The 23,537-nt window shown below is 64.7% G+C and carries 25 protein-coding genes, 1 tRNA gene and 1 riboswitch; of the genes, 18 read left to right on the top strand and 8 right to left on the bottom strand.

The window, feature by feature from the left end:
- Positions 1-26: 26 nt before the first annotated feature.
- Entirely contained in the window at positions 27-419 is a 393-nt protein-coding gene (gene apaG, locus XH79_RS08915) for a Co2+/Mg2+ efflux protein ApaG (protein ID WP_212341528.1), read from the bottom strand.
- 206 nt (positions 420-625) lie between these two features.
- Here apaG and XH79_RS08920 point away from each other — a divergent pair, with 206 nt between their 5' ends.
- The 3 genes from XH79_RS08920 to XH79_RS08930 are packed head-to-tail and all read left to right on the top strand — an operon-like array spanning position 626 to position 3,648.
- The gene (locus XH79_RS08920; protein ID WP_271581421.1) at positions 626-1,864 is read left to right on the top strand and encodes an OpgC domain-containing protein; all 1,239 of its coding nucleotides are present in this window, start codon (positions 626-628) and stop codon (positions 1,862-1,864) included.
- A complete protein-coding gene (locus XH79_RS08925; RefSeq protein ID WP_271581422.1) occupies positions 1,864-2,643 on the top strand; it encodes an SGNH/GDSL hydrolase family protein in 780 nt (259 codons plus the stop codon). Before XH79_RS08920 ends, XH79_RS08925 begins: the two co-directional genes overlap by 1 nt.
- 12 nt (positions 2,644-2,655) lie before the next feature.
- Complete coding sequence (locus XH79_RS08930) at positions 2,656-3,648, top strand: SGNH/GDSL hydrolase family protein (RefSeq protein WP_271581423.1); 993 nt, start codon at positions 2,656-2,658, stop codon at positions 3,646-3,648.
- A 192-nt stretch (positions 3,649-3,840) separates the two neighbouring features.
- Here XH79_RS08930 and XH79_RS08935 read toward each other — a convergent pair whose 3' ends face one another.
- Positions 3,841-5,028, bottom strand: coding sequence for an O-succinylhomoserine sulfhydrylase (locus XH79_RS08935; RefSeq protein ID WP_271581453.1), 1,188 nt, complete (start codon positions 5,026-5,028; stop codon positions 3,841-3,843).
- Between the two features lie 74 nt (positions 5,029-5,102).
- A riboswitch (SAM riboswitch) is annotated at positions 5,103-5,182 on the bottom strand.
- A 110-nt stretch (positions 5,183-5,292) separates the two neighbouring features.
- Between XH79_RS08935 and XH79_RS08940 the strand changes: the two genes are divergently transcribed.
- From XH79_RS08940 to XH79_RS08960, 5 genes are all read left to right on the top strand, one after another.
- Entirely contained in the window at positions 5,293-6,399 is a 1,107-nt protein-coding gene (locus tag XH79_RS08940; protein ID WP_271581424.1) for a 2'-deoxycytidine 5'-triphosphate deaminase, read from the top strand.
- A 114-nt stretch (positions 6,400-6,513) separates the two neighbouring features.
- Positions 6,514-6,915, top strand: coding sequence for a PAS domain-containing protein (locus XH79_RS08945; protein ID WP_271581425.1), 402 nt, complete (start codon positions 6,514-6,516; stop codon positions 6,913-6,915).
- Positions 6,916-7,132: 217 nt separating this feature from the next.
- Positions 7,133-8,185 carry a hypothetical protein gene (locus tag XH79_RS08950; RefSeq protein WP_271581426.1) on the top strand — a complete coding sequence of 351 codons (1,053 nt, stop codon included), beginning with the start codon at positions 7,133-7,135 and terminating at the stop codon, positions 8,183-8,185.
- 166 nt (positions 8,186-8,351) lie between these two features.
- A complete protein-coding gene (locus XH79_RS08955) occupies positions 8,352-9,797 on the top strand; it encodes an MATE family efflux transporter (protein ID WP_271581427.1) in 1,446 nt (481 codons plus the stop codon).
- A 63-nt stretch (positions 9,798-9,860) separates the two neighbouring features.
- On the top strand, positions 9,861-10,625 hold the full coding sequence (locus XH79_RS08960; RefSeq protein WP_271581428.1) for a hypothetical protein: 765 nt from the start codon (positions 9,861-9,863) through the stop codon (positions 10,623-10,625).
- A gap of 109 nt (positions 10,626-10,734) precedes the next feature.
- Here XH79_RS08960 and XH79_RS08965 read toward each other — a convergent pair whose 3' ends face one another.
- The 6 genes from XH79_RS08965 to XH79_RS08990 form a co-directional block, all read right to left on the bottom strand.
- Positions 10,735-11,136, bottom strand: coding sequence for a hypothetical protein (locus tag XH79_RS08965; RefSeq protein ID WP_271581429.1), 402 nt, complete (start codon positions 11,134-11,136; stop codon positions 10,735-10,737).
- A gap of 169 nt (positions 11,137-11,305) precedes the next feature.
- Entirely contained in the window at positions 11,306-11,701 is a 396-nt protein-coding gene (locus XH79_RS08970; RefSeq protein WP_271581430.1) for an SRPBCC family protein, read from the bottom strand.
- 148 nt (positions 11,702-11,849) lie between these two features.
- Complete coding sequence (locus XH79_RS08975; protein ID WP_271581431.1) at positions 11,850-12,209, bottom strand: VOC family protein; 360 nt, start codon at positions 12,207-12,209, stop codon at positions 11,850-11,852.
- A 102-nt stretch (positions 12,210-12,311) separates the two neighbouring features.
- Positions 12,312-12,593 carry a hypothetical protein gene (locus XH79_RS08980; RefSeq protein ID WP_271581432.1) on the bottom strand — a complete coding sequence of 94 codons (282 nt, stop codon included), beginning with the start codon at positions 12,591-12,593 and terminating at the stop codon, positions 12,312-12,314.
- Between the two features lie 106 nt (positions 12,594-12,699).
- Positions 12,700-13,539, bottom strand: coding sequence for a helix-turn-helix transcriptional regulator (locus XH79_RS08985; protein ID WP_271581433.1), 840 nt, complete (start codon positions 13,537-13,539; stop codon positions 12,700-12,702).
- A 97-nt stretch (positions 13,540-13,636) separates the two neighbouring features.
- The gene (locus XH79_RS08990; RefSeq protein ID WP_271581434.1) at positions 13,637-14,215 is read right to left on the bottom strand and encodes a methylated-DNA--[protein]-cysteine S-methyltransferase; all 579 of its coding nucleotides are present in this window, start codon (positions 14,213-14,215) and stop codon (positions 13,637-13,639) included.
- Positions 14,216-14,390: 175 nt separating this feature from the next.
- Between XH79_RS08990 and XH79_RS08995 the strand changes: the two genes are divergently transcribed.
- From XH79_RS08995 to XH79_RS09040, 10 genes are all read left to right on the top strand, one after another.
- Positions 14,391-14,464: transfer RNA gene (locus tag XH79_RS08995), tRNA-Gly, on the top strand.
- Between the two features lie 279 nt (positions 14,465-14,743).
- Entirely contained in the window at positions 14,744-15,277 is a 534-nt protein-coding gene (locus XH79_RS09000) for a DsrE family protein (RefSeq protein ID WP_271581435.1), read from the top strand.
- A gap of 15 nt (positions 15,278-15,292) precedes the next feature.
- Complete coding sequence (locus XH79_RS09005) at positions 15,293-16,357, top strand: TAXI family TRAP transporter solute-binding subunit (protein ID WP_271581436.1); 1,065 nt, start codon at positions 15,293-15,295, stop codon at positions 16,355-16,357.
- A 26-nt stretch (positions 16,358-16,383) separates the two neighbouring features.
- Positions 16,384-17,166: a hypothetical protein gene (locus XH79_RS09010; protein ID WP_271581437.1), complete on the top strand. Its 783-nt coding sequence runs from the start codon at positions 16,384-16,386 to the stop codon at positions 17,164-17,166.
- A 334-nt stretch (positions 17,167-17,500) separates the two neighbouring features.
- Positions 17,501-18,436 carry a TolB family protein gene (locus tag XH79_RS09015; protein ID WP_271581438.1) on the top strand — a complete coding sequence of 312 codons (936 nt, stop codon included), beginning with the start codon at positions 17,501-17,503 and terminating at the stop codon, positions 18,434-18,436.
- A gap of 449 nt (positions 18,437-18,885) precedes the next feature.
- Entirely contained in the window at positions 18,886-20,610 is a 1,725-nt protein-coding gene (locus XH79_RS09020) for a VCBS domain-containing protein (RefSeq protein WP_271581454.1), read from the top strand.
- A gap of 180 nt (positions 20,611-20,790) precedes the next feature.
- Positions 20,791-21,372: a helix-turn-helix domain-containing protein gene (locus XH79_RS09025; RefSeq protein ID WP_063921603.1), complete on the top strand. Its 582-nt coding sequence runs from the start codon at positions 20,791-20,793 to the stop codon at positions 21,370-21,372.
- Positions 21,372-21,884, top strand: coding sequence for a GNAT family N-acetyltransferase (locus XH79_RS09030; RefSeq protein ID WP_212340864.1), 513 nt, complete (start codon positions 21,372-21,374; stop codon positions 21,882-21,884). Before XH79_RS09025 ends, XH79_RS09030 begins: the two co-directional genes overlap by 1 nt.
- 2 nt (positions 21,885-21,886) lie before the next feature.
- Entirely contained in the window at positions 21,887-22,351 is a 465-nt protein-coding gene (locus tag XH79_RS09035; protein ID WP_271581455.1) for a GNAT family N-acetyltransferase, read from the top strand.
- A gap of 90 nt (positions 22,352-22,441) precedes the next feature.
- The gene (locus XH79_RS09040) at positions 22,442-23,497 is read left to right on the top strand and encodes a LacI family DNA-binding transcriptional regulator (RefSeq protein WP_271581439.1); all 1,056 of its coding nucleotides are present in this window, start codon (positions 22,442-22,444) and stop codon (positions 23,495-23,497) included.
- Positions 23,498-23,537 lie beyond the last annotated feature (40 nt).

Genomic DNA, 23,537 nt, shown 5'->3' on the forward strand with positions numbered 1-23,537 from the left:
GCCTTTGCCCACCCTACGGCACCACGCTAGTTCAACACCCGCTTATTGTCCGGGCTGTCCAGCGAGAATGTCGGCACGTCGATCTCGAAGCGCTCGCCGGTTTCGCTGACCATCTGGTAGCGGCCGGTCATGAAGCCGGAGGCGGTCGTGAGCGGCACGCCGGAGGTGTATTCGAAGCGCTCGCCGGGGGCGAGCGTCGGCTGCTCGCCGACCACGCCTTCGCCCCTGACCTCCTGCTGGCGGCCGGTGGCGTCGGTGATGATCCAGTGTCGCGTCTTGAGCTGCACGGTCTCGTCGCCGGAATTGGTGATGACGATGGTGTACGACCAGAAATAGCGGGAGCGGTCGGCCGACGATTGCTCCGGAACAAAGTTCGGCTCGACGGTCACTTCGATCTGGCGGGTCACGGCGCGGTACATGGCTGCCATCATACCGAAATCCGGCGCCGGAACCAAACCCCGGAGGCGGTTTTGGCGACATCGTGCCGCCAGAATTGGCGAGGAAGTACACCCCCAAGGGAGACACCCCGAAGACACCCCTATGTGATCCGGCCGCTTTGCGAGATGACGTCCGGACCGGTAAACTCATTTAACGTCGCGATTTGGATGAGGGTTTTTTAGCCCCGATGACCATTGCCGACCAAGTGACGGGATCGACCATCGCGGGAACCGCCAAGCCTGCGGAGCCGCGCGCGGCCGCCATCTCGCTGCCCGCCATCGGCGAGCGCGAGCTTCGGCTCGACCTGTTCCGCGGGCTGGCGCTGTGGCTGATCTTCATCGACCATCTGCCGCCGAGCCTGCTGACCTGGTTCACGATCCGCAATTACGGCTTCAGCGACGCCACCGAGATCTTCATCTTCATCTCCGGCTACACCGCCGCCTTTGTCTACGGCCGCGCGATGCTGGAGGGCGGCGTCGTCATCGCCACCGCGCGCATCCTGCGGCGGGTCTGGCAGATCTACGTCGCCCACGTCTTCCTGTTCACGATCTTCCTCGCCGAGATCTCCTATGTGGCGACCAGATTCGAGAACCCGCTCTACACCGAAGAGATGGGGATCATGGACTTCCTCAAGCAGCCCGACGTCACCATCGTGCAGGCGCTGCTGCTGCGCTTCCGTCCCGTCAACATGGACGTGCTGCCGCTGTACATCGTGTTGATGCTGGCGCTGCCCGTGATCCTGTGGTCGATGAAATGGAAGCCCGACGTCACGCTCGGCCTTTCCGTCTTGCTCTACGCGGTGACCTGGGAATACGACCTCTACTTCTCCGCCTATCCGAACGGCTTCTGGGCCTTCAATCCGCTGGCCTGGCAATTGCTTTTCGTCTTCGGTGCATGGTGTGCGCTCGGAGGTGCGCGGCGCATGTCGCGTATTTTAGCGTCCCCGGTAACGATGTGGATCGCGATCGCCTATATCGTGGCGGCGTTCTACGTGACGCTGACCTGGTATCTGCCGCAGCTGTCCCATCTGATGCCGAAGCGGCTCGAGCAGTGGATGTATCCGATCGACAAGACCGATCTCGACGTTCTGCGCTTCACCCATTTCCTGGCGCTGGCCGCGCTCACCGTGCGCTTCCTGCCGCGGGACTGGCCGGGCCTGAAATCGCCGTGGCTGCGGCCGCTGATCCTGTGCGGCCAGCATTCCCTAGAGATATTCTGCCTCGGCGTCTTCCTCGCCTTCGCCGGCCATTTCATCCTGGCCGAGGTCTCCGGCGGCGCCGCCATGCATGCGCTGATTAGTCTCTCCGGAATCCTGATCATGTGGGGCGTTGCATGGGTGATTTCGTGGTACAAGCGCGTGGCTGACAAAAGCGGTGCGAAAACCAAAAACGCCGTCGGCAACGCCGATCTGGCGGGAGGGGGCTGATGAAGGCGAGGGTTCTCCTGAGCCTGATCCTGCTATGCGGTGGCCTCGCCGCGCCCCAGGCGCGCGCGGGCGATGCTGCGCCTGCCGCTGCGACCGTGCCCGCGGCCTGCGAATTGCCGTCCTATCTGCTCACCAGTGAAAGCCAGCTTCCCAAGGTCGCCGATGCCGTCAAGGCGGGCAAGCCGCTTGAAATCCTGGTCATCGGCAGCCGCTCAACCGCGATTCCGGCCTCGGAGGATGCGTCCTATCCGGCGCGCATGCAGGCCATCCTGAAGGACAAGCTGCCGCCTTCGGAGGCCGTGCACGTCTCCGTAGAAATACAGAGCAAGAAAACGGCAGAGGAGGCGGCCGCCACCTTCGTTAAGCTGATGGAAGCAAAAAGGCCTACTTTGGTCATCTGGCAGACCGGGACCGTGGATGCTATCCGAGCCATCGATCCCGACGATTTTCGCGGCGCTGTGACCGAAGGGGTTGCCGCGCTGCAAAATGCAGGGGCTGACGTCGTGTTGATGAACTTGCAGTACAGCCCGCGCACAGAGACCATGATCTCGGTGCCGCCCTATCTCGACAATATGCGGGTGGTGGCGCAGGAGCACGACATCCCGCTATTCGACCGTTTCGCGATCATGCGGCAGTGGAATGATCAGGGTCAGTTCGACCTGTTCAGCCCGTCCCGCGGGCCAGAGCTGGCGAAACAGGTCCATGATTGCCTTGGCCGGGCGTTGGCACAATTCGTGTTTGACGCAGCCCATCTGGGGCCGGCCCAGCAGCAAAATTGAGGTCTAGCGTTAATGAGTTCTTTTTGCCCTTTTTTCCCGGCGGCACGGCTGGCTGTATCAGCAGCGGCAGCGCTGCTGTTGCTGACGCCGATGTCGCAGTCGCGCGCGCAGGTGCAAGCCGCGCCGGCGACGCAAGCGCCGGCGCAAACCGCTAATCCCGCTCCCGCATCGCCCGCCCAGACCACGGTCGCCGTGACGTCCCCCGAGCAGCGCGGCATCACCGCGCGCGCCATCGACAAGGTGAAGCAGGTCGCGAAGTCCGCCGGCGACATCTTCAGTCGCGTGCCCTGCCTGCCGCCGAAGGGCGGCTCGAAGACGATGGGCTCGCTGCCGCATGTCGCCGCCAAGCTCGTCGCCGGCAAGCCCGTCGTGATCGTCGCGTTCGGCTCGTCGTCGACCGCCGGCTATGGTGCGAGCTCCCCCGATTTCAACTATCCGAACCGTCTCGCCGCGCAGCTGCGCCGGCACTATCCGAGCGCCGACATCACCGTCGTCAATGCCGGCGTCGGCGGCGAGGACGCGCCCGAGATGATGAAGCGTCTTCAGACGCAGGTGATCGACGTGCATCCGGACATGGTGATCTGGCAGGTCGGCACCAACGCCGTGCTGCGCAATCTCGATCCCGGCGACACCGCAAAACTGGTCGAGGAGGGCATCTCCCACATCCAGGCCGCTGGCGGCGCCGACATCGTGCTGGTCGATCCGCAATATTCGCCGGCCGTCAACCAGCGCAAGGAGAGCGCCGGCAAGATGGTCAAGCTGCTCGGCAAGGTCGCCGAGCTGCGCCACGTCGGTATCTTCCCGCGTTTCGAGGTGATGCGCGACTGGCACGAGAACCAATCGATCCCGGTCGAGAGCTTCGTCATCGCCGACGGCCTGCACATGAACGATTGGGGCTATGCCTGCTTCGCCCAGCTCCTCGGTGACGACATCATCCGCTCCGTCGGCCAGATCAAGCTAGGGGTGAACGTGCCGACGGATGTGAGGACGTATCGGCCGATGTAGCTCTGCTTTACCCTCCCCTGGAGGGGGAGGGTCGATCGCGCGCAGCGCGAGCGGGGTGGGGTGATCTCTCCATTCGGGCCGTGCCTTGGGCAAAGGCGCGCTCTTCGCGCGCCGTGCCCACTATCTATCGGCATTGAGATCGTGATTGGTGGGCACGCTTCGCTTTGCCCACCCTACGAGACCTCGATCGCCTCACGCCTTCTCCAGCGCCGCCGTCAGATCCTCGATCAGATCGTCCGCATGCTCCAGCCCCGCCGAGAAGCGGATGAATCCCTCGCTGATGCCGAGCGCGGCGCGGTCTTCCGGCTTGAGGCGCTGATGCGTCGTGGTGGCCGGATGCGTGACGAGGCTCTTGGCGTCGCCGAGATTGTTCGAGATCTTCGCAAGCTTCAGCTCGTTGAGCACGCGGAACGCCGCCGCCTTGCCGCCCTTCACCTCGAAGCCGACCAGCGTCGAGCCGCCGCGCATCTGCTTCTTCACGAGAGCCGCCTGCGGGTGATCGGCGCGGCCGGGATAGACCAGCCGCGATATCTTCGGATGGCTCGCCAGCACCTCGGCGATACGCGCGGCGGTGTCGGTCTGCGCGCGCACGCGCACGCCCAGCGTCTCCAGGCCCTTGAGCAGGACCCAGGCGTTGAACGGCGAGATCGAGGGGCCGGTCTGGCGCATGAAATTGTGGAGGTGCTCGGAGATGAAGGCTTCCGAGGACAGGATGATGCCGCCCAGACACCGGCCCTGGCCGTCGATGTGCTTGGTCGCGGAGTAGACGACGACGTCGGCCCCGAGCGCGAGCGGGCTCTGCCAGATCGGCGTCGCGAACACGTTGTCGACCACGAGCCGCGCGCCGCCGCTGTGCGCGATCTCGGCAATGAAGGGGATGTCGAGCACATCGAGCGTCGGATTGGTCGGGCTCTCCAGGAAGAACGTCTTGGTGTTGGGCCTCAGCGCGCGCTGCCACTGGTCGAGATCGAGCCCGTCCACCAGCGTGGTCTCGATGCCGTAGCGCGGGAGCAGATCCTGAATCACGTAGAGGCACGAGCCGAACAGGGCGCGCGAGGCGACCACGTGATCGCCGGCTTTCAGCGGCGCCAGGATCGCGGTCGTCACCGCGGCCATGCCGGTTGCCGCCGAGCGGGCGGCTTCGGCGCCTTCGAGCTCGATCATGCGGCGCTCGAACATCGCAATGGTCGGGTTCGAATAACGCGAATAGATAAAGCCGGGGTCCTCGCCCTTGAACCGCGCCTCGCACTCCTCGGCGCTGTTGTAGACATAGCCCTGCGTCAGGAACAGCGCCTCCGACGTCTCGCCATATTGCGAGCGCAGGGTGCCGGAATGGACCAGGCGGGTTTCGGGGCGGTAAGCAGCAGGCGACTTCGACATAGGACCCTCCGACATGACCGTTTCGTCGAAAACGGTCACAAAAAAACCGGCCTGGACAAAACCACGGGCCGGGATCACAGAGGTCCCCGGCCTGTTTAGCGACTTATTTAACGTGGCTGCAAGCCGGCCGGCTCAAATCACCACGGGATAAGTGATGCTCATATTCCGCAATGGCCTTTCCGTCAAGGCGTCCATCGGATAGCCGTAAAAGGCTAGTATTTCCTGCATGTCCGGATGCGTTTGACCCCTGATGAGGACCCCCGGTTGAGCTTTTCGATCGCCGCCGACGCCAATGGTATCCTGCCCGACCGCATGATCGCGGCGATGGCGGAGGCAGGTCTCATCCTGCCCGCATACGATTTCGTCGAAAGCCAGATCCAGCCGGCGAGCCTCGACCTGCGCCTCGGCGACATCGCCTATCGCGTCCGCGCCAGCTTCCTGCCCGGCCCCGGCGCCACCGTCGCCGAGCGCATCGACGAATTGAAGCTGCACGAGTTCAGCCTCGCCGACGGCGCGGTGCTGGAGACCAACTGCGTCTACATCGTGCCGCTGCTCGAGAGCCTCGCGCTGCCGCCGGAAATCGTCGCGGCGGCGAACCCGAAAAGCTCGACCGGCCGCCTCGACGTCTTCACCCGCGTCATCGCCGACGGCACCCGCCGCTTCGACATGATCGGCGCCGGCTATCACGGCCCGCTCTATGCCGAGATCAGCCCGAAGACGTTTCCGGTGCTGGTGCGCGAGGGCTCGCGCCTGTCGCAGGTGCGCTTCCGCACTGGGGACGCCATCCTCAACGCCGACGAGCTCGATGGCTTGCATGCCGCCGAGCGTCTCGTCGACATCGACGATGCCGATCTCTCCGGCGGCGTCGCCGTCTCCGTCGATCTCTCGGGCGAGAAAGCCAATGGCTTCGTCGGTTATCGCGCCAAGCGCCACACCGGCGTCGTCGACGTCGATCGCCGTGCCGGCTACGCGGTGGAAGATTTCTGGGAGCCGATCGCGGCCCGTCCCGACGGCAGCCTGATCCTCGATCCCGGCGAGTTCTACATTCTCGCCTCCAAGGAAGCCGTGCAGGTGCCGCCTGATTACGCCGCGGAGATGGTGCCGTTCGATCCCTTGGTCGGCGAATTCCGCGTGCACTATGCCGGCTTCTTCGATCCCGGCTTCGGCTATGCCGGCGCCGGCGGGCAGGGCGCGCGCGCCGTGCTGGAGGTGCGCTCGCGCGAAGTGCCGTTCATCCTCGAGCACGGCCAGATTGTCGGCCGTCTCGTCTATGAAAAGATGCTGGCGCGCCCCGACGCGATGTACGGCCAGCGCATCGGTTCCAACTACCAGGCGCAGGGCCTCAAACTATCGAAGCATTTTCGGGTGTAGCCCGATCCTGTAGCCCGGATGGAGCGCAAGCGTAATCCGGGACTCTCTCGCTTGTGGGATCGATCCCGGATTACGCTTCGCTCCATCCGGGCTACATTCGGGCGAGGTGGCGAGATGACCGATCAATCCCAACTCGACGCAAACATCCTCAACGACGTCGCGGACGCACTGATCTGTTCGGATCGCTCCGGCACGATCACGCGGTGGAATCGCGCCTCGACAGCGCTGTTCGGCTTCACCGCCGATGAAGCGCTCGGCCAGAATCTCGATCTGATCATTCCCGAGCATCTCCGCGCCGCGCACTGGAAGGGTTTCGAGGCCGCACTCGCGAGCGGCACGATGAAGCTTGCAGGTAAGCCGACGCTGACCCGCGCGCTGCACAAGAGCGGCCGCAAGCTCTACATCGAGATGACGTTCGCGCTGGTGCGCGACATTGATGGCGCAATACAGGGATCGGTGGCGATGGCCCGCGACGTCACCGAACGCGTCGAGCGCGAGCGTGCTGCTAGAGCATGATCCGGAAAAGTGTGCAGCGGTTTTCCGAAAAGATCATGCTCAAACAATAACCTAAAGCGCGATGATGATTCGTCCCAATCTCATCGCGCTTTAGGCCTGCGCAAAATTCGTGATGCGGAATTGCCGGGGCCCCGTGCAGGGGCCCTTGCACGCAGGTCAGGTTGCCTGTCACCGGACGCAGTGACACACTCGATCGCAACAACGATCGGGAGTGAACATGACCACGCCAGCGGACACCGCGCAGGAAGCCCAATGGAAGCGCTGGCGCGCGGTCGCTGATCTCTATCACGCCTATTTCACCGGCCTCATCCTCACCGTCGTCACGCGCCGCGGCACGGCGGATGCGGCCGAATTCGTCTTTCGCGTGTTCCGCCGCCAGCAGCAGGAGCGCTTCCTGCCAGGGCTCAAGAAGCTCGGCATCGACCATCTGCCGCCGGCGGTGGCTGCAGCGCAATATCACTATCTCTCCAACTGGATCGGCGGCGTGCATGTCGAGTGCATGTACGAGAGCGACCGCAAAGCCTGGATCCGCTATCCGCCGCCGCGCTGGATCTGGAAGGGTACCGCGATCTGCGGCGTGCCGGGCGAGGTCTCGCGCGCGATGCTGCGCGGCTGGCACGCCAACAACGGCGCAGCCCTCGGCGATCTCCGCCTCGGCTTCGTCTGCACCAAGCAGAGCGTCGACGGCCAGGACGGGCTCGAAGGTTACTATCACCAGTACGGCCACCCGCTTGAGCTCGATCAGCGCCTCGTGTTCGCGCGGCATCTGGAGGCGCCGATGTTCGACGCTGCGACCGCGCCGGCATTGCCGGTCGCGAGCTGGCCGAAGCCGCGGCTGGAAAAAGCCTATCGCAACTACGCGATGGAATATGTCCGCACCGCCGCGCCCGTGATGGTGCAGCTGTTCGGCCCGGAGGATGCCGGCTATCTGCTGCGCCTCACCGGCAAGCTGATCGGGATGCAATATTTCGACGAGGTTGCAGCGGCGCTGTCGATGACCCGCGGCGGCGCATGCGAGTTCGCATCGTTCCTCAACGCGCTGTTCGCCGCGCAGGATGACGCAGCCGAGATGGCGCAGTCCGAAGGCGGGTTCGAGCTCCGCCAGCAGAGCTGGAAGCTGATGGACGACGTCGCCGACTATCACCGCGCCTGTGCCAAGGTGCTGGAGGGATTGTTCGAAGGGCTCGCCGCAGGTTGCGGCCGACACATCGGCGTGCAGATGCGTCCGAGCGCGGGCGGCCGCCCGCCGCTGGTCTGGACGATCGGCTAATTCCACCCGTTGGAATGCGCTGCCGCAGGGCACGCCTGCATCAGGCGCAGGAGGAATCGGCAATCGCCGTGCTAACAAGCCCCTGCCGCGCCTTTCGCGCGAACGAAGCCATTGGCACACCAAATGATTGCCGCGCCGCAAATGGCGCCTGCGTCCGGGAGAGGACATGTCCGACATCGCCGAGATCCCGGTCGATGAGCAAGAGCGCCCGCTGCCGCCGCCGCCGCGTCCCGTGCGGAGCGCGCTGACCGACGGGCCGATCCTGCGCACGCTGCTCGGACTCGCCTGGCCGAACGTGATCGCGCTGTCGGCCGGCACCTGTACCGTGATCGCGGAGACCTCCTATATCGGCCGGCTCGGCGTCGAGGCGCTGGCCGCGATGGCGCTGGTGTTTCCGACAGTGATCCTGACCATGACGATGTCGGGCGGCGCTATGGGCGGCGCGGTTGCTTCAGCCATCGCACGCGCGCTCGGCGCCGGCGATCGCGAGCGCGCCGGCACGCTCGCCGCGCATGCGCTGCTGATCGGCATCAGCTTCGGTCTCGTCTTCATGCTGGGCATGTTGATCTATGGCCCCACGGTGCTCGAAATGCTCGGCGGCCGCGGCGATGTGCTGACGCATGCGATCGCCTACACGCAGGTGTTCTTCGGCGGCGCCGTGCTGCCCTGGCTGCTCAACACCATGGCGGGCATCCTGCGCGGCACCGGCAACATGAAGCTGCCGTCGTTCCTGATCCTCAACTCCGCGGCCTGGCAGATCGTGCTCGGCGGCACGCTCGGCCTCGGGCTCGGTCCGGTGCCGCAGCTCGGCATGCGCGGCGTCGCGGCCGGCGCACTGATCGCCTATTGCATGAACATCTCGATCATGGGCTGGTACCTGTTCTCGGGCCGCGCCCGCGTCGTTCCGAAGCTGCGCGGCCTGCGCATCCAATGGGCGATGTTCTTCGACATCCTCAAGGTCGGCGCCATCGCCTGCTTCTCGCCGCTGCAATCGGTGCTGACGATCTCGATCTTCACCCACATGCTGGCGAAGTTCGGCACGGCGATCCTAGCCGGATACGGCATCGGCGCGCGGCTGGAATTTCTGCTGACCTCGATCGCGTTCTCGTTCGGCATCGCCTCGGTGCCGATGGTCGGCATGGCCATCGGCGCCGGCCGCATCGCGCGTGCCCGGCGCATCGCCTGGATCGCAGGCGCGAGCGCGTTCGTCGCCGTCGGTGCGCCGGCATGCCTCGTCGCGCTGTTCCCCGATCTCTGGGTCAACATCTTCACGGATAGTGCGACCGTGCGCGCCACCAGCCATCAATATCTGTCCACGGTGGCGCCGTTCTACGCCTTCATCGGACTGGCCTCGACGATGTATTTCTCCTCGCAAGGTGCGGCGAAGGTGATCGGCCCGGTGCTGGCGCAGACCGCGCGGCTGATCTACATCTCGGCGGTCGGCTGGTGGTTGCTGACGCACGAGGCCACCGCGCAGAGCTTCTTCTGGCTGGCCGCGAGTTCGATGGTCGTGCTCGGCCTGCTGTCCTGCTCCAGCGTCGTGCTGACGCGCTGGGGACCGCGCGAGGGCAAGCCCGCGATCAGGCCGGCTCTGTCCGGCGCGGCGGATTAGGACGCGCGCCGGATTTTTGTTTCTGAATGTTTCCATCGGTTGCTTGGCAATGCGCGGTAACCGATGCCGCGCCATGCCGAAGGCTCCGCGCCAGCTCCTGGCGACAACTTCGCCGCGAGTTCATCAGCACGGAAAGCCACCATGACCTCGATTTCGTCGCTCTCCTCCCATCACCACACATCGCCGTTGCAGCGACTGCAGGATGAACTGCAGGCGGAAGTCAGTTCCGGCGCGATCAGCTCGTCCGATCAGACGGCGCTGTCGTCAGCGCTCAGCGACATCGATTCCGCCCTGCAGTCGAGCAGCGCGAGCGATCAGTCCAGCGGCAGCAAATTGTCGCCCGACGAGTTCGCGTCCAAGATCGACGATCTCATCCAGCAGGAAGTCTCGAACGGCAAGCTGACCGACGAGCAGGCCACCGAGCTGCAAGGTGTGTTCAAGGCCGCGTTCTCCCATGGTCCGGGTGGACCGGGCGGCGCAGGTGGACCGCCGCCCGGGCCGCCGCCGGATGGTGGCGCTTCGGCGGCCAGTGGCACCGACAGTTCATCGAGCGGCAATCCGCTGGTGGATCTGCTGCAGCAATTCCTTCAGTCGCTGACGAACTCGTCGACCGATTCGACCTCGTCCAGCACGACCGGATCGAGCGACACGACGACCGAGAGCAGCACAGATAGTTCGTCCAGCACCACGTCCGCGACGGAGTTGCTGCAGCAATTTCTCCAATCACTGAAAGACGCGTTCGCCGACCACACGTACGACGCGGGATCGACCGACGCTGCGACTGCAACCGCTTCGGTGTCCGGCGTCCTTCTCAACGACCGGGTCTGATAGCCCCGACGCATCACGCCCCTGACCCGGTGCAACCATCCTTCGTGCCCCCGAAGGGTGGTTGCTTCGTTGCCGGAGTTGCCACGCGGCAGCAGCCAGTGCGTACAGTCTAGCGATGCTTGTGGCGGCGATGGCCGCCGCCGCCCACATTGGCGAGCCGCATCAGTTGCGGGATCATCGCCATCATGTCGCCGCCGCCCACGCCGCCGAGGCCGGTCGGCACGCCTCCGCCCATCGGCGCGTAGCCGCCGTAATTCGGGGCACCAAATCCGCCGCCGCCGTTCTCCATCATGCGGCTCATCATCGGGCCCATGGTCTGCATCAGCATGGCGAAGCGGCGCTTGCCCATCTTCGCCTTCATCATCTCCAGCATCGGCGCCATCTGGGTCATCATGTCCTCGCCGCCGGCACCTCCGCCGCCGAGGAACTGCGCCTTGGCCGGCACGCTCGACATCGAAAACAGCAGCAGCACGGCGGCCGCCTGACAGATCACCTTGTCCGCACCTCTCATGGCATGCTCCTCGCGTGCGTGGCGCCGCCGGGAGAGCGGAGCCAACCGGACGCACGCGGGCATGGTTACGGCCGGCGAGGGCGCGGCTCTGTGAAAAACATCACGCAAGCGAGCATGATCCGGAAAAGTGTGCAGCGGTTTTCCGAAAAGATCATGCTCAAACAAAGAGCTACGCGGGCGGGAACGCCCGGTGGATCGCGGCGACGGCCTCCTTCGTTTGTCCCTGAACGTAGGCCGAAAGCTCGTTCGGCAGCATGTCGATGATCCAGACCAGCCGGCACCGCGCCTCGCCCTCGGCGATCACCTGCACCGAGGCGCTGTAATGCTTCAGCCGTTCGTTGTTGATCGCATAGACCAGACGCCGTCGCGCGTCGTCGCAATCGACCAGCACCTCGCGTGCGACGGAGCCGTTGGCGAAGGTGACGATACGCGCATCGCCGTCGAGTGTGCAGGCCGTGACGAAGCCCGGCGCCAGCCGCTGCGGCAGCGCGCCGAAATCGCGCACCGCGTCCCAGACGTCGCGGGCGGGAACGGGCAGGGGGATGTCGTTGTGGATGGAGGCCATATGTTGTTCCTCATGAGATGGAGCTCGTAGGGTGGGCAAAGGCGCAACGCGCCGTGCCCACGATCTGTCAATGATCGCGACAGATGGTGGGCACGCTACGCTTTGCCCACCCTACGGCATCTGCGTATGTGGAGCGCTTGGTCGCGCCTCACACACAAACCGCCTCGACATTGTTGCCATCAGGATCGATCAAAAACGCCGCATAATAGGTCGGGCTGTAATCCCTGCGCGGCCCGGCGCCGCCATTGTCGCGGCCGCCGCTCTTCAGTCCTTCGCTGTGAAACGCCTTGACCGCGTCGTGATCCCCGGCGCGAAACGCGATATGCGCGCCGTCGGCCTTGCGCCCCTTGTTCAGATGCAGCCACAGCCCCGGCTCGCCCTTCGGCCCGAAGCCGGCATAGCCGTCGCCGCTTGAGCACAGGACATAGCCGAGCGGTGCCAGCACCGCGGTGTAGAAGCGCGTGGCGGCGTCGAGGTCGGCAACGCGCAATCCGATGTGGTCGTACATATTCGTCTCCATTGCAAAGCGCGCCGCAACTGGCGCGCGCCGGAGACGACCCTAGTCAGTTGAGGGCAACCCGCTCTTGGAGAATCTTGCGCTCCGCCCCTGCTAGACCGGGTAGCGCCATTTTAGGGCACGGCGCAGCAGCAGGATGATGACGGCCAGGACGACCACGATCGGCCAATAGAGCCATGGGATTGGCCCCTCGTGCCCGAGATGAGCCATGTACAGGGAGAGCCCGAGCAGCGTCATGGTGAGTGCCACGGTCGACCAGTACAGTGGTGATCGCGCCATACCGGTTGCGGCATATTCGGCGGCCTTCTCGTTCGCACGCCTCATGCGGTAGCAGGCGAAGGCACCGAAGCCGATGATGATGAGGATCCATTCCACGTTGCGTCTCGCCGCGCGCTCCGACCGAACGTTAGCGTAGTGCGCTGTGGGCGGCGATCTATTCCGCCGCACCTGGTCAACTAAGGCTTAGCGCGCGGCTGCCTCGTCAGTTCAGGGCCAGCCGTTCGCCGAAAATCTTGCGCTCGCCCTTCGAGGCCTGTCGGAACTTCGTCGGCGACACCCCGGCGGCGCGATGGAAAGTGCGGACGAAGTTGGAGAGGTCGCCGAAGCCGACGTCATAGGCGACATCGGTGACGGCAATGTCATCATCTGTCAGCAGGCGCGCGGCGTGCCGTAGCCGCGAGCGGACCAGATATTGATGCGGGGTGACGCCGAGCACGGCGGAGAACAGCCGCAGGAAATGGAATGGGCTGAGGCCGGCCTGCCTTGCTGCCTGTTCGAGGTCGAGCTCGGCATGCGAATTGTCGTCGATCCACAGCGCGGCCTCGACGGCGCGGCGGCGGTCGCGCGCGGTCGGAGTGGCCGGCTTGCGGGCCTTGCCCGAAACCACATCAATGAAACGGCCCGCAAGAATTTGGCCGATCTCGTCGAGACCCAGGTCGCTGTTGCCATCTGCTGCCGTCTGGGCCAGCTCGCCCAGCACCATCAGCTCGGGCAGCGGCGGTGTCGCGCCGACCTGCCAGATCTCGCGCCGTCCTCCGAGGGCATCGACCAGGTTTTCGCTGAAGAAGAAGCCGAGGCAGACGTCGCCCGAGACATGCTCGTGCGTGCAGGTGTATTCCTCGCCGGGGGCGCCGACCAGCATCGAGCCCGCCACCAGCTCGAAGAAGCCGGCACGGCAATGGCAGCCAAAACTGCCGGAGCGGACATAGGCGATGGAATGGCCGGTGCGGCATTCCGCGAACGGCGTGTCGTCCGGTCCCGCATCGCAGCGAAACTCGGAGACGGTCATCGAACGTGTCGTCAGCAGCGTGGTGGCATCCATGCCGCCTTATCTAGGCATGATCCGGACAAGTGTGTAGCGGTTGTCCGACAAGATCATGCCCAAAAAGACAAGGCTAAGGTGCGATCGGGATCGCGCCTTAGCCGGACGGCCTCGGCGGAGCAACGGGCAGCAGCACCTCGAACAGCGTCTTGCTGGCGACCGGATGGGCGCCCTCCAGCGACAGCAGCCGCCGCTTGGAGATCACCCCGCCGTAAGGCGAGATCCGGCCGGTGTAATTGCCGGCCTCCAGCACCCGGTGGCACGGCACGATCAGCATGTAGGGATTTTTCGCGATCGCCTGCGCCACCGAATGCGCTGCGCCGGAGGCGCCGAGTGCCTTGGCGATCTCGTGATAGGTGCGCGTCTCCCCGCGCGGAATCGTGCAGGTGTATTCATAGACCCGCCGGTTGAAGCCGGGCACGCCGCCGGCATCCAGGCTGACGTCGGAAAAATCGGGATCGTTGCCCTGCAGCAGGCTCACGATGCCCTCGATCGCAAGCTCGGTATTGGGCAAAGGCCGCTGCTCGCGCGCCTCGGGATGAGCCTGGAAAATGCGGCGGCGCGTGTCGATCTCCCGCGCCTCCGGCAACTGCACGGCCACGACGCCGGTGCTGCTCCAGATGATGCCGCAACGGCCTATCGCCGTGTCGAATACCGTGTAGCCACGCCCCACCATGCACACGCCCCACTCAGTGCACGCTCTTCCCCCGACAGGCCGATCATAACACCGCCACAATCCAGCGCACCCAGAATCTTGCCAGGACATTAACAACCGTCCGGGCGGACGCGCCAAACCGCTTGGCGGGAGGCGCCGTCTCGGCTAATCAGGATGTGCGCGGAGCAGCGCATCCGCGGGCGTAGTTCAATGGTAGAACGGCAGCTTCCCAAGCTGCATACGAGGGTTCGATTCCCTTCGCCCGCTCCAATCCCTTCCCCCGGCCCGATCGGCCCTTTGGTGTTGCGGCCCGAATTCTCCCGCGGTCTTGAACCGGTGCGCCAACGAACGGGCACGTCGAGCTGATGTGCCGCGCTTAGTCCATTGCGCTTAGCACGAACTGCAGTCTGTCGGCAGGCCGACGCGGAGTTCATGTTTCCGGGCACCGCCCGCGTAAATCCGCACGCAGCATCAACGGCTCAAGGGCCGGATCGAGATCGAACGAGTTGCACCGCATGTAGAGCGCAAGACCCAGAGGGGAGATGGTCCATGCCTGATGCACGAATCCATATCGTCACAGCCATGATTGCCACATTTGCAATCAGCTCGGCATATCCCATGACCTCGATGCAACAGCAGCAGGGCTCTGCGATCACGGCGCGCGCCATGGTCCCGAAGAAGCAAGCCGCGGTCCGCCCGGCCAAGCCGGCTGCGCATCGGCTCGTGATCCAGGTCAACCAGAACGATCCCGCCGTGATGAATCTGGCGCTCAACAACGCAACCAACGTGCTCGAATACTACCGCAAGAAGGGCGAGGAAGCCGACGTCGAGATCGTGGCGTTCGGTCCCGGGCTGCACATGCTGCGCAAGGACACGACACCGGTCGCCGATCGCATTCACGCCATGAACGAGCTCGCCTTCCCGAGCAGGATCAGCTTCGCGGCATGCGGCGTCACCAGGGAAGGGATGGAAAAGAAGGAAGGCAAGCCGCTGGAGCTGCTGCCGGAGGCGTCCATGGTGCCCTCGGGCGTCGTCCACATGATGGAGCTGCAGGAGAAGGGCTGGAGCTACGTCCGGCCATAGACATAGGAGGCCGCGATGATGCGCAGGCTGCTGTTCGTACTGGCCTTGTCGCTGCTCGAGCTGCCCGCTTCTGCGCAAAAGGCCAGCAGGGCCGGTGCTGACAAGCGGTCCGTCGAGCGTGCCGCAACCGCGCCGGCGCGCAGCAGTTCCGCGGCGCGCCCGGTTCAACCGCGAAGCTCGGAAGCGGAGGTGAGGGATCGCATCAACGCGGGCTCGGTCGGTCTCGCCGCCGGATTGCTGGAAGGCGCGCCGCTTCGCTTCGCCACCGAGATCTCGCGCGTCGTCAACGAGGGCGGAAAGCTGAACGTGCTTCCGATCGTGACGCGCGGACCGACCGAGAACGTCAACGATCTGCTCTATCTCAAGGGGGTCGATGTCGCGATCATCAACAGCGATTCGCTCGACGAATACCGCGCGCAGGTGCCCGAGATCGGAAACCGTATCGTCCACGTGATGAACCTGTTTCCGTCGGAGCTGCACATCTTCGCGCGTCCGGAGATCAAATCGCTCGCCGACCTCGCGGGCAAGAAGGTGAATTTCAACACGCAGGGCACCGCCGCCGCCTATTCGGGGCCGCTCATTCTCAGCCGCCTCGGTATCGAGGTCGAGAAGACCTTCATGCCTCACCCGCTTGCACTCGAGCAGATGCGCAAGGGCGAGATGGCGGCCGTGGTCTTCGTCACGTCCAAGCCGGTCGACGCGTTCGTGAAGCGCAAATGGGACGAGGGCTTCAAGTTCCTGCCGGTGCCGTTTGGCCCTGGATTGATCGACTATTACGTGCCCGCCTCGCTGACCTCGGCCGACTATCCGGCGCTCGTGCCGGCGGGCCAGACGGTCGAGACGATCGCGGTACCGACGGTTCTGGTCGCCTACAACTGGGCCCCGGGTTCATCGCGCCATGACCGTGTGACGGCCTTCGTGAACGAGCTGTTCGGCAAGCTCGACGAGCTGCGTGTGTCCGGCTTCGATCCGAAATGGAAGGATGCCGATCCCTCTGCCGGCGTTCCCGGACTGCAGCGCCTGAAGGCGGCCGAGAGTTGGCGGGATCCCCAGATCGCCAATCGGACGGCGCGCCCATGAGGCGGCTCGCCGCTCTCCTGTTCGCCATGATCGAGATCGCGGAAGCCCACGGTCAATCCGCGTCCAGTACCTTGAAGGGCCTGGACGAATGCTTCGCGCAGACACGCAACGCTGAAGCAGCCTGCGATCAGGTCGGCAGCGACACTGCGGCTCGTCTTGGCTGCAGGTTGAAGGCGCACAGTGCGGAGAAACAATGCCTCGATCATCTGTTTGCCAACAAGGACGAGGCCCGGCAGTCCGGCGATGTGCCCGCGACGCCGCGCGCCCGCATGCCGCCCGCGCCGGCCGCATCCGAGCCGCCGCCAGTGGCGGCACACCCCGATCGAGACGATCCGACCGCAGCACTTCCGGCCGCAAGAGGATGGCTGATCAGCGAGACCACGTCTCCGCGCGACTTCTCGCCGCTTTTCGTGGCCAAGCTCTATGCGCTTCCGCCCATTGCTGCCGACGCGCCGCAGACGCTGGTCCTGCGTTGCCGGAACCAGCGGACCGAGATGTCCCTTGGCGCCAACGGCGTCTGGCGCGCCTCGCGCGGTGGTGACGTCGAGGTCGTGATGTCCTCCGATCTGCCGGCGGCAAGACCGCTACGCTGGCGGTTGGCAGTCGATGGCCGCACCGCCTCCATGGCGGATGACCCGGTCGATCTGGTGCGCGCGCTCGTCGGCGGGCGGATGTCGATCGCCGTGACCGACGGTGCGGGGCGCACCATCAGCGCGACCTTCGACCTCGCCGGCATCGACATTGTCCGCGCCAGGCTTGCGAATGCCTGCCGCTGGCCGAATGCGACGGTCGAATCGCGGGGGCGGTGACGGCATCCGGCGTGCAAGGCTCGAACGTCTTCCGGGCGCATCGAACGCCTTTCGACGATTCGATCAATGACCTCAGCGCCAAGGACGAAGCAGCCTTCGGAGCAGTCACAGCGGCCAAAATCTGCTCAAGTGTTGATCGGAGACGAAGCAAGACTCATGGATGCTGATTGCCCGAGCATGCGTGTTGTCGTTCGAGCCATGCCGGAATCCATGCCCATCATTCGCATCTTTGCAGCGATGACGCATCGCGCGACATCAAGCGTTCGTCATCCAGGGGCACTAGACTTGCTTTGATCAGCAGTCTGGTCGGCAGCGACTTATTGGCGCCGCGTTTTTGTTTCTGATCATCGAACAAAACATTCGGACCCGGCCTGTTGCCGGGCAAACGGAGGCATTGATGACAAATTCAGCACCTGGTTTCACCACTGGCGGTGGCAACGCCGATGCGTTCACGCGCGTGTCGACCAGCGCAACCGGGGCGCAGGCGGATGGCGCGAGTGTCCAGGCCGTGTTCTCGCCCGACGGCACGAAAGTGGCGTTCGCATCCTATGCCGACAATCTGGTGCCCGGCGATACCAACGGTGCACCCGACGTCTTCGTGAAGGACCTTTCGACCGGGGCGATCACGCTTGTGTCGACCGATGCCAGCGGGGTTCAGCTGGGTGGCTACCAGCCGATTTTTTCGCCCGATGGCACCAAGTTGGCGTTCGCAGCGGGCGCCGACATCTTCGTGAAGGACCTGGCCACCGGTGCCCTCACGCGCGTGTCGACCAGTGCCAGTGGGGGGCAGGCGGACGGCTTCTCGACCACCAATCCAATATTCTCGCCTGACGGCACCAAGGTTGCGTTCCTTTCCGATGCCGACAATCTCGTGCCTGATGATACCGACCACCTGCGCGACATCTTTATCAAGGACCTCACCACTGGCGCGATAACGCTCATAGCGCCCAATCCATACAACGGAGGACCCGGCAACGGCGGCGATGAGAATGGCTTTACCTTCCCCCCTCGTTCTCGCCCGATGGCACCAAGATCGTGTTCGGGTCGAATACAGGATTTGGCGACACCACCGAGATCTACATCAAGGATCTTGCCATCGGGACCACCACACTGGTGTCGGTCAGCGCCAGCGGCGCTCGCGGGGATCACGGCAGCTTCGACCCGGTGTTCTCGCCAGATGGCACCAAGGTGGCGTTCTATACCTTTGCCGAAACTCTTGTGCCGGGTAGTAACAACAACCGAATCGGTAACATCGTCATTAAGGATCTGACCACAGGCGCGGTCACGCTGGTATCGACCGATGCCGACGGAATCCCGCAGAACAACGGCGAAGCCCAGAAACCTGTATTCTCGCCTGATGGCACCAAGATTGCGTTCTATTCCAGTGCCACCAATCTCGTGCCGGGTGGCCATGGCGATCAGGTCATCTTTGTGAAGGACCTGGTCACCGGCGCCATCACGGCCGTCTCGACCAATGGGGGCTTCCCGTGGGAAATCGGAGGCGGCAGCCGGCTTCCCGTATTCTCGCCTGATGGCACCAAGGTGGCATTCGAGTCTTTAACCAGCATTCTGGTGCCGGGCGATACCAACAAAACCTACGACATCTTTGTGAGAGATCTTACTACGTCTTCCTTCACCGCAGCGAAGCTGACGGACAATGGCGCTGCCCATGTTTCGACATCGCAGGCGGGTTTCTTTGCCGGTACCGACAGGATCGCGGTGACACCGCAAGACGGCAATCTCGGCACACTCACGGCCACCGCCGACGCTGCCGATGGCAAGGTGACGTGGACCTATGATGTCTCTCATGCCAACATCGCTCCGCTCGCGGCCGGACAGACCCATACCGACATCTTCATCTTGGCCCTCGGCGGCTTCTACGGGGCACAGAGCGTCACCGTGACGCTGACCGGAATCGATGATGCGCCCGTGATCAGCTCGGGCACGACGGCAAGCTTCGCGGAGAATGGCTCTGGCGTCTCCTACCACATCGCGGCGACCGATGTGGACAGTCCCGCGCTGACCTACTCGCTGTCCGGCACTGACGCGGCTCTGTTCGACGTGTCGGCGACGGGCGATGTGACGTTCAAGTCCGCGCTCGACTTCGAGGCGCCGAAGGACGCGAATCACGACAACGTCTATGACGTCACCGTCGCGGTCAGCGACGGGACAGAAATCACCACAAAGAACGTCGCGATCACGGTCACTGACGTGAATGACGCCAGCGGCGGCGTTCTGACTGTCACCGGCTCGACCGGCTTCACGTCGATTGACCGGGCCACGATCAATATCAGCGTGACCGGCAATTTTCACGAGACCGGCAGCGCCGGTGTGATCAGCAACAGCACGATCAGCAATCTCGGCTCGCTGAGCGAAACCCAGGCGATGCTCGCGTTCGTGAACGATACGATCGCCGGCGGTTCCCTCGGTGCGATCGTCGCCAATGGCGGCACCATCACCTTCGACAATGTGCATCTGGACGGGACGTCGCTGGATGCGACATCAGGCGGACTCATCGAATCCGTTGCGGGCAGCGGCAACAGCTTCAACAATGTGACGCTCAAGGCTGGTGCCGTGTTCGACGACGGCGCCGGAAGCGTTCTGAATGTCGGCGGCCTGCTGAACAACGGCGGCAGGATCGAGCTCTTCAATGCCGCGAAAGTCATCCTGACCGGCGACGCCACGGTCATCGGCAATGGCGAGATCAAGCTCGATCCGGGCTCCCTAATCCTGAACAGCGGCGCGCATCACACGCTCGACCTCGAAGGCGGCGCGATCGACGGCGCCGGCACCATCGGAAACGGGGATCACAGCCTCACCCTGGATATCGGCGTCTCCGGCACGCTCGAGGCGAACGGGTCCCAGCCGCTTACGGTGAGCACCGGCAATTCCGTCACCAGCAGCGGCCTGATCGAAGCCGTGCATGCCTCGCTCAATTTCGACGACGCCGTTTTCAACACGTTTGGAACGATCACCGCCGACCAGGGCGGTACGATCGATTTCGGGAATGGCCTGACCAATGGCGGTATCGTCAATGTGCACGCCGGCAGCGAGGTGGATGTCTCGGGCAATTTCGTCAACAACGGCACTGTCCTGGATAGCGGCGTGCTCAAGGTCGATAATTTGAGCGGGGCTGGAGCCGTCAACGTCAACAACGGGACATTGGTGGTCACCGGCAATCTGAGCAGCAACGTCGTCCTGACGGGGACGGACACATTCGTGTTCGGGCCCAACGCCAAGCAAACGTCCGGTGTCATCTCGAACTATACGCCGGGCACAACGCTGGTGCTGGATGGCTTCGACGCCAAGGTGAACGTGGCCTTCGACCCTCAGACCAATATTTTGACGCTGACCGACGCGGATCATCATGCGATGGCGCTTCACCTCGCGCCCGGGTCCATGATCCCGCAGGCCCACGGTGCGGCGCCGGATTTTCTCATCTAGCGAATTTCCCCGGGGACACCGCCATGTCCTGGCGGGCTCTGGCAAGATTCCAGAGAATTTGCCGCGCAAAGATTCTAATATATTAGCTCCTCGTTCCCGGCACGCGCGGCTCGCCCGGCTTAAGCTTCTGTTGCCCCGATGGGTGCGGTCCTCGTGTCGGGCAATGTTCGGATGACAACCATGGACCAGCAGAAACTCGACCGCGCGATCGGTCGTCGCTTGAAGACCTTGAGGACGCAGGCGGGCATGACGTTGAACGAACTCGCAGGCCGCTCCGGCGTCAGCCGGGCCATGATCGGGCGGGTGGAGCGGGCGCAGAGCAGCGCGACGGCGGCGCTGCTCAACAAGCTCTGCGCGGCGCTCGACGTTACGCTCAGCGACGTCGTCGCGCTCGCGGAGAAGCCGCCGGAGCGCCTGATGCGGCTCGCCGACCAGCCGCATTGGCGCGATCCCGACAGCGGCTACCGCCGGCGTCATGCCTCGCCGCCGGATGCGGCGAGCGGCATCGAGATCATCGTCGTCGACCTGCCCGCCGGCGCGCGCGTCTCCTACAGTCCTTGGGGCCGCAACGCCTTCACCCAGCAGCTCCTGATGCTGGAGGGCGCGGTCTGCGTGCATATCGACGCCAAGACGGTGCGCCTGCGCGACGGCGACTGTCTCGACTTCGACGTGATGCGCGCGGTGACCTTCGAGAACGAAACCAGACAGGACGCGCGCTACGTCATCATCACGCGGCGCGGCACCTCTTACGGGAAGATGTGATGCCGCTGATCGTGCGGGACGCCACGCTGGAGGACGCCGCGGATATCCTCGCGATCTATAATCATGCTGCGCTCAACACCACGGCGGTGTGGACCGACGGTCCGGCCGATCTCGCCTCGCGGCGCGCCTGGATGGGCGCACGGCAGGAGGCGGGCTATCCCGTGCTGGTCGCGATGAAGGGAAGGGACGTCGTCGGCTTCGCCTCGTTCGGCGACTTCCGCCCCTTTCCCGGCTATCGCCATACCGTCGAGAACTCGGTCTACGTCGGTGAGCGGCATCATCGGCTCGGCGTCGGCCGCTGCTTGATGGCAACGCTGATAGAGCGCGCCACTGCGCTGAACAAGCACGCCATGATCGCCGGCATCGAGGCCGCCAACGCCGCCTCGATTGCCTTGCACGCCTCGCTCGGCTTCGCCGAGGTCGGTCGCATGCCGGAGGTCGGCTGCAAGTTCGGCCGCTGGCTCGATCTCGTCTTCATGCAGAAGCAGCTTGCAAGCGGAGTGCGGCCGTGACGATTGAGATCCGCACCGGCGACACCTTCGATCCCCGCGTCGTCGCGCTGCTCGATTATCACGTCACGGCGGCGCGGGCGCAGACCGCGCCGGGCAGCGCGCATGCGCTCGATCTCGCGGGCCTTCGCGCCAGCGACATCGCGTTCTGGACCGGCTGGGACGGCGAGACGCTGGTCGCCACCGGCGCGCTGAAGACGCTTTCGCCTGGTCACGGCGAGGTCAAGTCGATGCATACGCTGCAGACCGAGCGCCGGCGCGGTTTTGGCGGCCAGATGCTTCGCCACATCATCGCGGAGGCCCGCGGGCGCGGCCTGCAGCGGCTCAGCCTCGAGACCGGTTCGTGGGATTATTTCAAGCCGGCGCATGCGCTCTATCAGGCGCACGGTTTTGTGCTCTGCGGCCCGTTCGAGGGCTATGTCGAGGATCCCAACAGCCTGTTCCTGATGTTGGATCTGACCGGCGGCTAGCCGCGGCCCGGCTCAACCCGGGCTCGAAAATGCCCTGCCGCCCCTCAAAATGAGTTGCGTACCTCAAAACGCCTCTGCTAGCCTTCAGCCATGGCCGACACGCTGACCACCGCCGCGCTGACGCTGAAGGACATCGCCCGCGAGGCGGGGGTGAGCCTGGCGACAGTCGATCGCGTGCTGCACAACCGCCCGGGCGTACGGCCGGACACGGTCCGGCGCGTCAGGGAGGCGATCGAGCGCAATTCATTCCAGCCGCATGTGGCGGCCGCCGAGCTCGCGCGCGGCCGCGCCCGCCGCTTTGCCTTCGTGATGCCGTCGGGGCCGAACCCGTTCATGCAGCAGATCGAGGCCTATCTCGGCGAGATGTCAGGCTGGCTCTCGGCGCGCCGGCTCAATGTCGAGATGGTCGCCACCGACGTGTTCGACGCCTCCGTGCTGGCCGCCTCGCTAGAGGCGCTGTCCGGCGATTACGACGGCGTCGCCGTGGTGGCGCTGGATCACCCCACCGTTCGCGCCGCCATCAATGATCTGGTCGATGCCGGCACCAGGGTCGTGACGCTGGTCTCGGACGTGCCGTCGTCGCGCCGCCACCATTATGTCGGCATCGACAACATCGCCGCCGGCCGCACTGCCGGCGCGCTGGTCGGGCGGCTGGTCGGCGGGCGCTCAGGCAAGGTCGCCGTCGTCGCGGGATCGCAGGGCCTGCGCGACCACGCCGAGCGCATCTTCGGCTTCAACCAGGTGATGGCGAGCGAATTCCCCGACCTCAGCGTGCTGCCGGTGCTCGAGGGGCGCGACGAGGACGAGCGCTCGGAGCAGCTGCTGGCCCGGCTGTTGGGCAGGCATGCTGACATTGTCGGCCTTTATAACGTCGGCGCCGGCACGCAGGGTGTCGCCCAAGCGTTGAACAACAAAGCGTTGAGCGAGGCCGGCCGCGACAAGGTCGTGTTTGTCGGGCACGACGTCACCGCGCTGACGCGCCGGCTGCTGTTGCAGGGTGTGATGGATGCCGCGATCTCGCAGAATCCGGGACATGAGGCGCGCGCCGCAGTGCGCGTGCTGCTCTCGCTCGCCCGCGGCGAGCCGATTCTGCGCGAACAGGAGAAGATCAGGATCGACATCGTGATGCGGGACAATCTGCCTTAGCGGCAGGTCGATCTGGAAACGGCCCGTTGCGGGGAAGGCG

Origin of the sequence: Bradyrhizobium sp. CCBAU 45389, assembly GCF_028128625.1 — a bacterium.
In the GTDB taxonomy this organism is placed as follows: domain Bacteria; phylum Pseudomonadota; class Alphaproteobacteria; order Rhizobiales; family Xanthobacteraceae; genus Bradyrhizobium; species Bradyrhizobium liaoningense_B.

What these genes read in the sequence shown, in the direction of transcription:
- apaG (WP_212341528.1), bottom strand. Translation starts at nt 419, where the DNA reads ATGTACCGCGCCGTGACCCGCCAGATCGAAGTGACCGTCGAGCCGAAC.
- XH79_RS08920 (WP_271581421.1), top strand. Translation starts at nt 626, where the DNA reads ATGACCATTGCCGACCAAGTGACGGGATCGACCATCGCGGGAACCGCC.
- XH79_RS08925 (WP_271581422.1), top strand. Translation starts at nt 1,864, where the DNA reads ATGAAGGCGAGGGTTCTCCTGAGCCTGATCCTGCTATGCGGTGGCCTC.
- XH79_RS08930 (WP_271581423.1), top strand. Translation starts at nt 2,656, where the DNA reads ATGAGTTCTTTTTGCCCTTTTTTCCCGGCGGCACGGCTGGCTGTATCA.
- XH79_RS08935 (WP_271581453.1), bottom strand. Translation starts at nt 5,028, where the DNA reads ATGTCGAAGTCGCCTGCTGCTTACCGCCCCGAAACCCGCCTGGTCCAT.
- XH79_RS08945 (WP_271581425.1), top strand. Translation starts at nt 6,514, where the DNA reads ATGACCGATCAATCCCAACTCGACGCAAACATCCTCAACGACGTCGCG.
- XH79_RS08950 (WP_271581426.1), top strand. Translation starts at nt 7,133, where the DNA reads ATGACCACGCCAGCGGACACCGCGCAGGAAGCCCAATGGAAGCGCTGG.
- XH79_RS08955 (WP_271581427.1), top strand. Translation starts at nt 8,352, where the DNA reads ATGTCCGACATCGCCGAGATCCCGGTCGATGAGCAAGAGCGCCCGCTG.
- XH79_RS08960 (WP_271581428.1), top strand. Translation starts at nt 9,861, where the DNA reads ATGCCGCGCCATGCCGAAGGCTCCGCGCCAGCTCCTGGCGACAACTTC.
- XH79_RS08965 (WP_271581429.1), bottom strand. Translation starts at nt 11,136, where the DNA reads ATGAGAGGTGCGGACAAGGTGATCTGTCAGGCGGCCGCCGTGCTGCTG.
- XH79_RS08970 (WP_271581430.1), bottom strand. Translation starts at nt 11,701, where the DNA reads ATGGCCTCCATCCACAACGACATCCCCCTGCCCGTTCCCGCCCGCGAC.
- XH79_RS08975 (WP_271581431.1), bottom strand. Translation starts at nt 12,209, where the DNA reads ATGTACGACCACATCGGATTGCGCGTTGCCGACCTCGACGCCGCCACG.
- XH79_RS08985 (WP_271581433.1), bottom strand. Translation starts at nt 13,539, where the DNA reads ATGGATGCCACCACGCTGCTGACGACACGTTCGATGACCGTCTCCGAG.
- XH79_RS08990 (WP_271581434.1), bottom strand. Translation starts at nt 14,215, where the DNA reads ATGGTGGGGCGTGGCTACACGGTATTCGACACGGCGATAGGCCGTTGC.
- XH79_RS09000 (WP_271581435.1), top strand. Translation starts at nt 14,744, where the DNA reads ATGCCTGATGCACGAATCCATATCGTCACAGCCATGATTGCCACATTT.
- XH79_RS09005 (WP_271581436.1), top strand. Translation starts at nt 15,293, where the DNA reads ATGATGCGCAGGCTGCTGTTCGTACTGGCCTTGTCGCTGCTCGAGCTG.
- XH79_RS09010 (WP_271581437.1), top strand. Translation starts at nt 16,384, where the DNA reads ATGATCGAGATCGCGGAAGCCCACGGTCAATCCGCGTCCAGTACCTTG.
- XH79_RS09025 (WP_063921603.1), top strand. Translation starts at nt 20,791, where the DNA reads ATGGACCAGCAGAAACTCGACCGCGCGATCGGTCGTCGCTTGAAGACC.
- XH79_RS09030 (WP_212340864.1), top strand. Translation starts at nt 21,372, where the DNA reads ATGCCGCTGATCGTGCGGGACGCCACGCTGGAGGACGCCGCGGATATC.
- XH79_RS09040 (WP_271581439.1), top strand. Translation starts at nt 22,442, where the DNA reads ATGGCCGACACGCTGACCACCGCCGCGCTGACGCTGAAGGACATCGCC.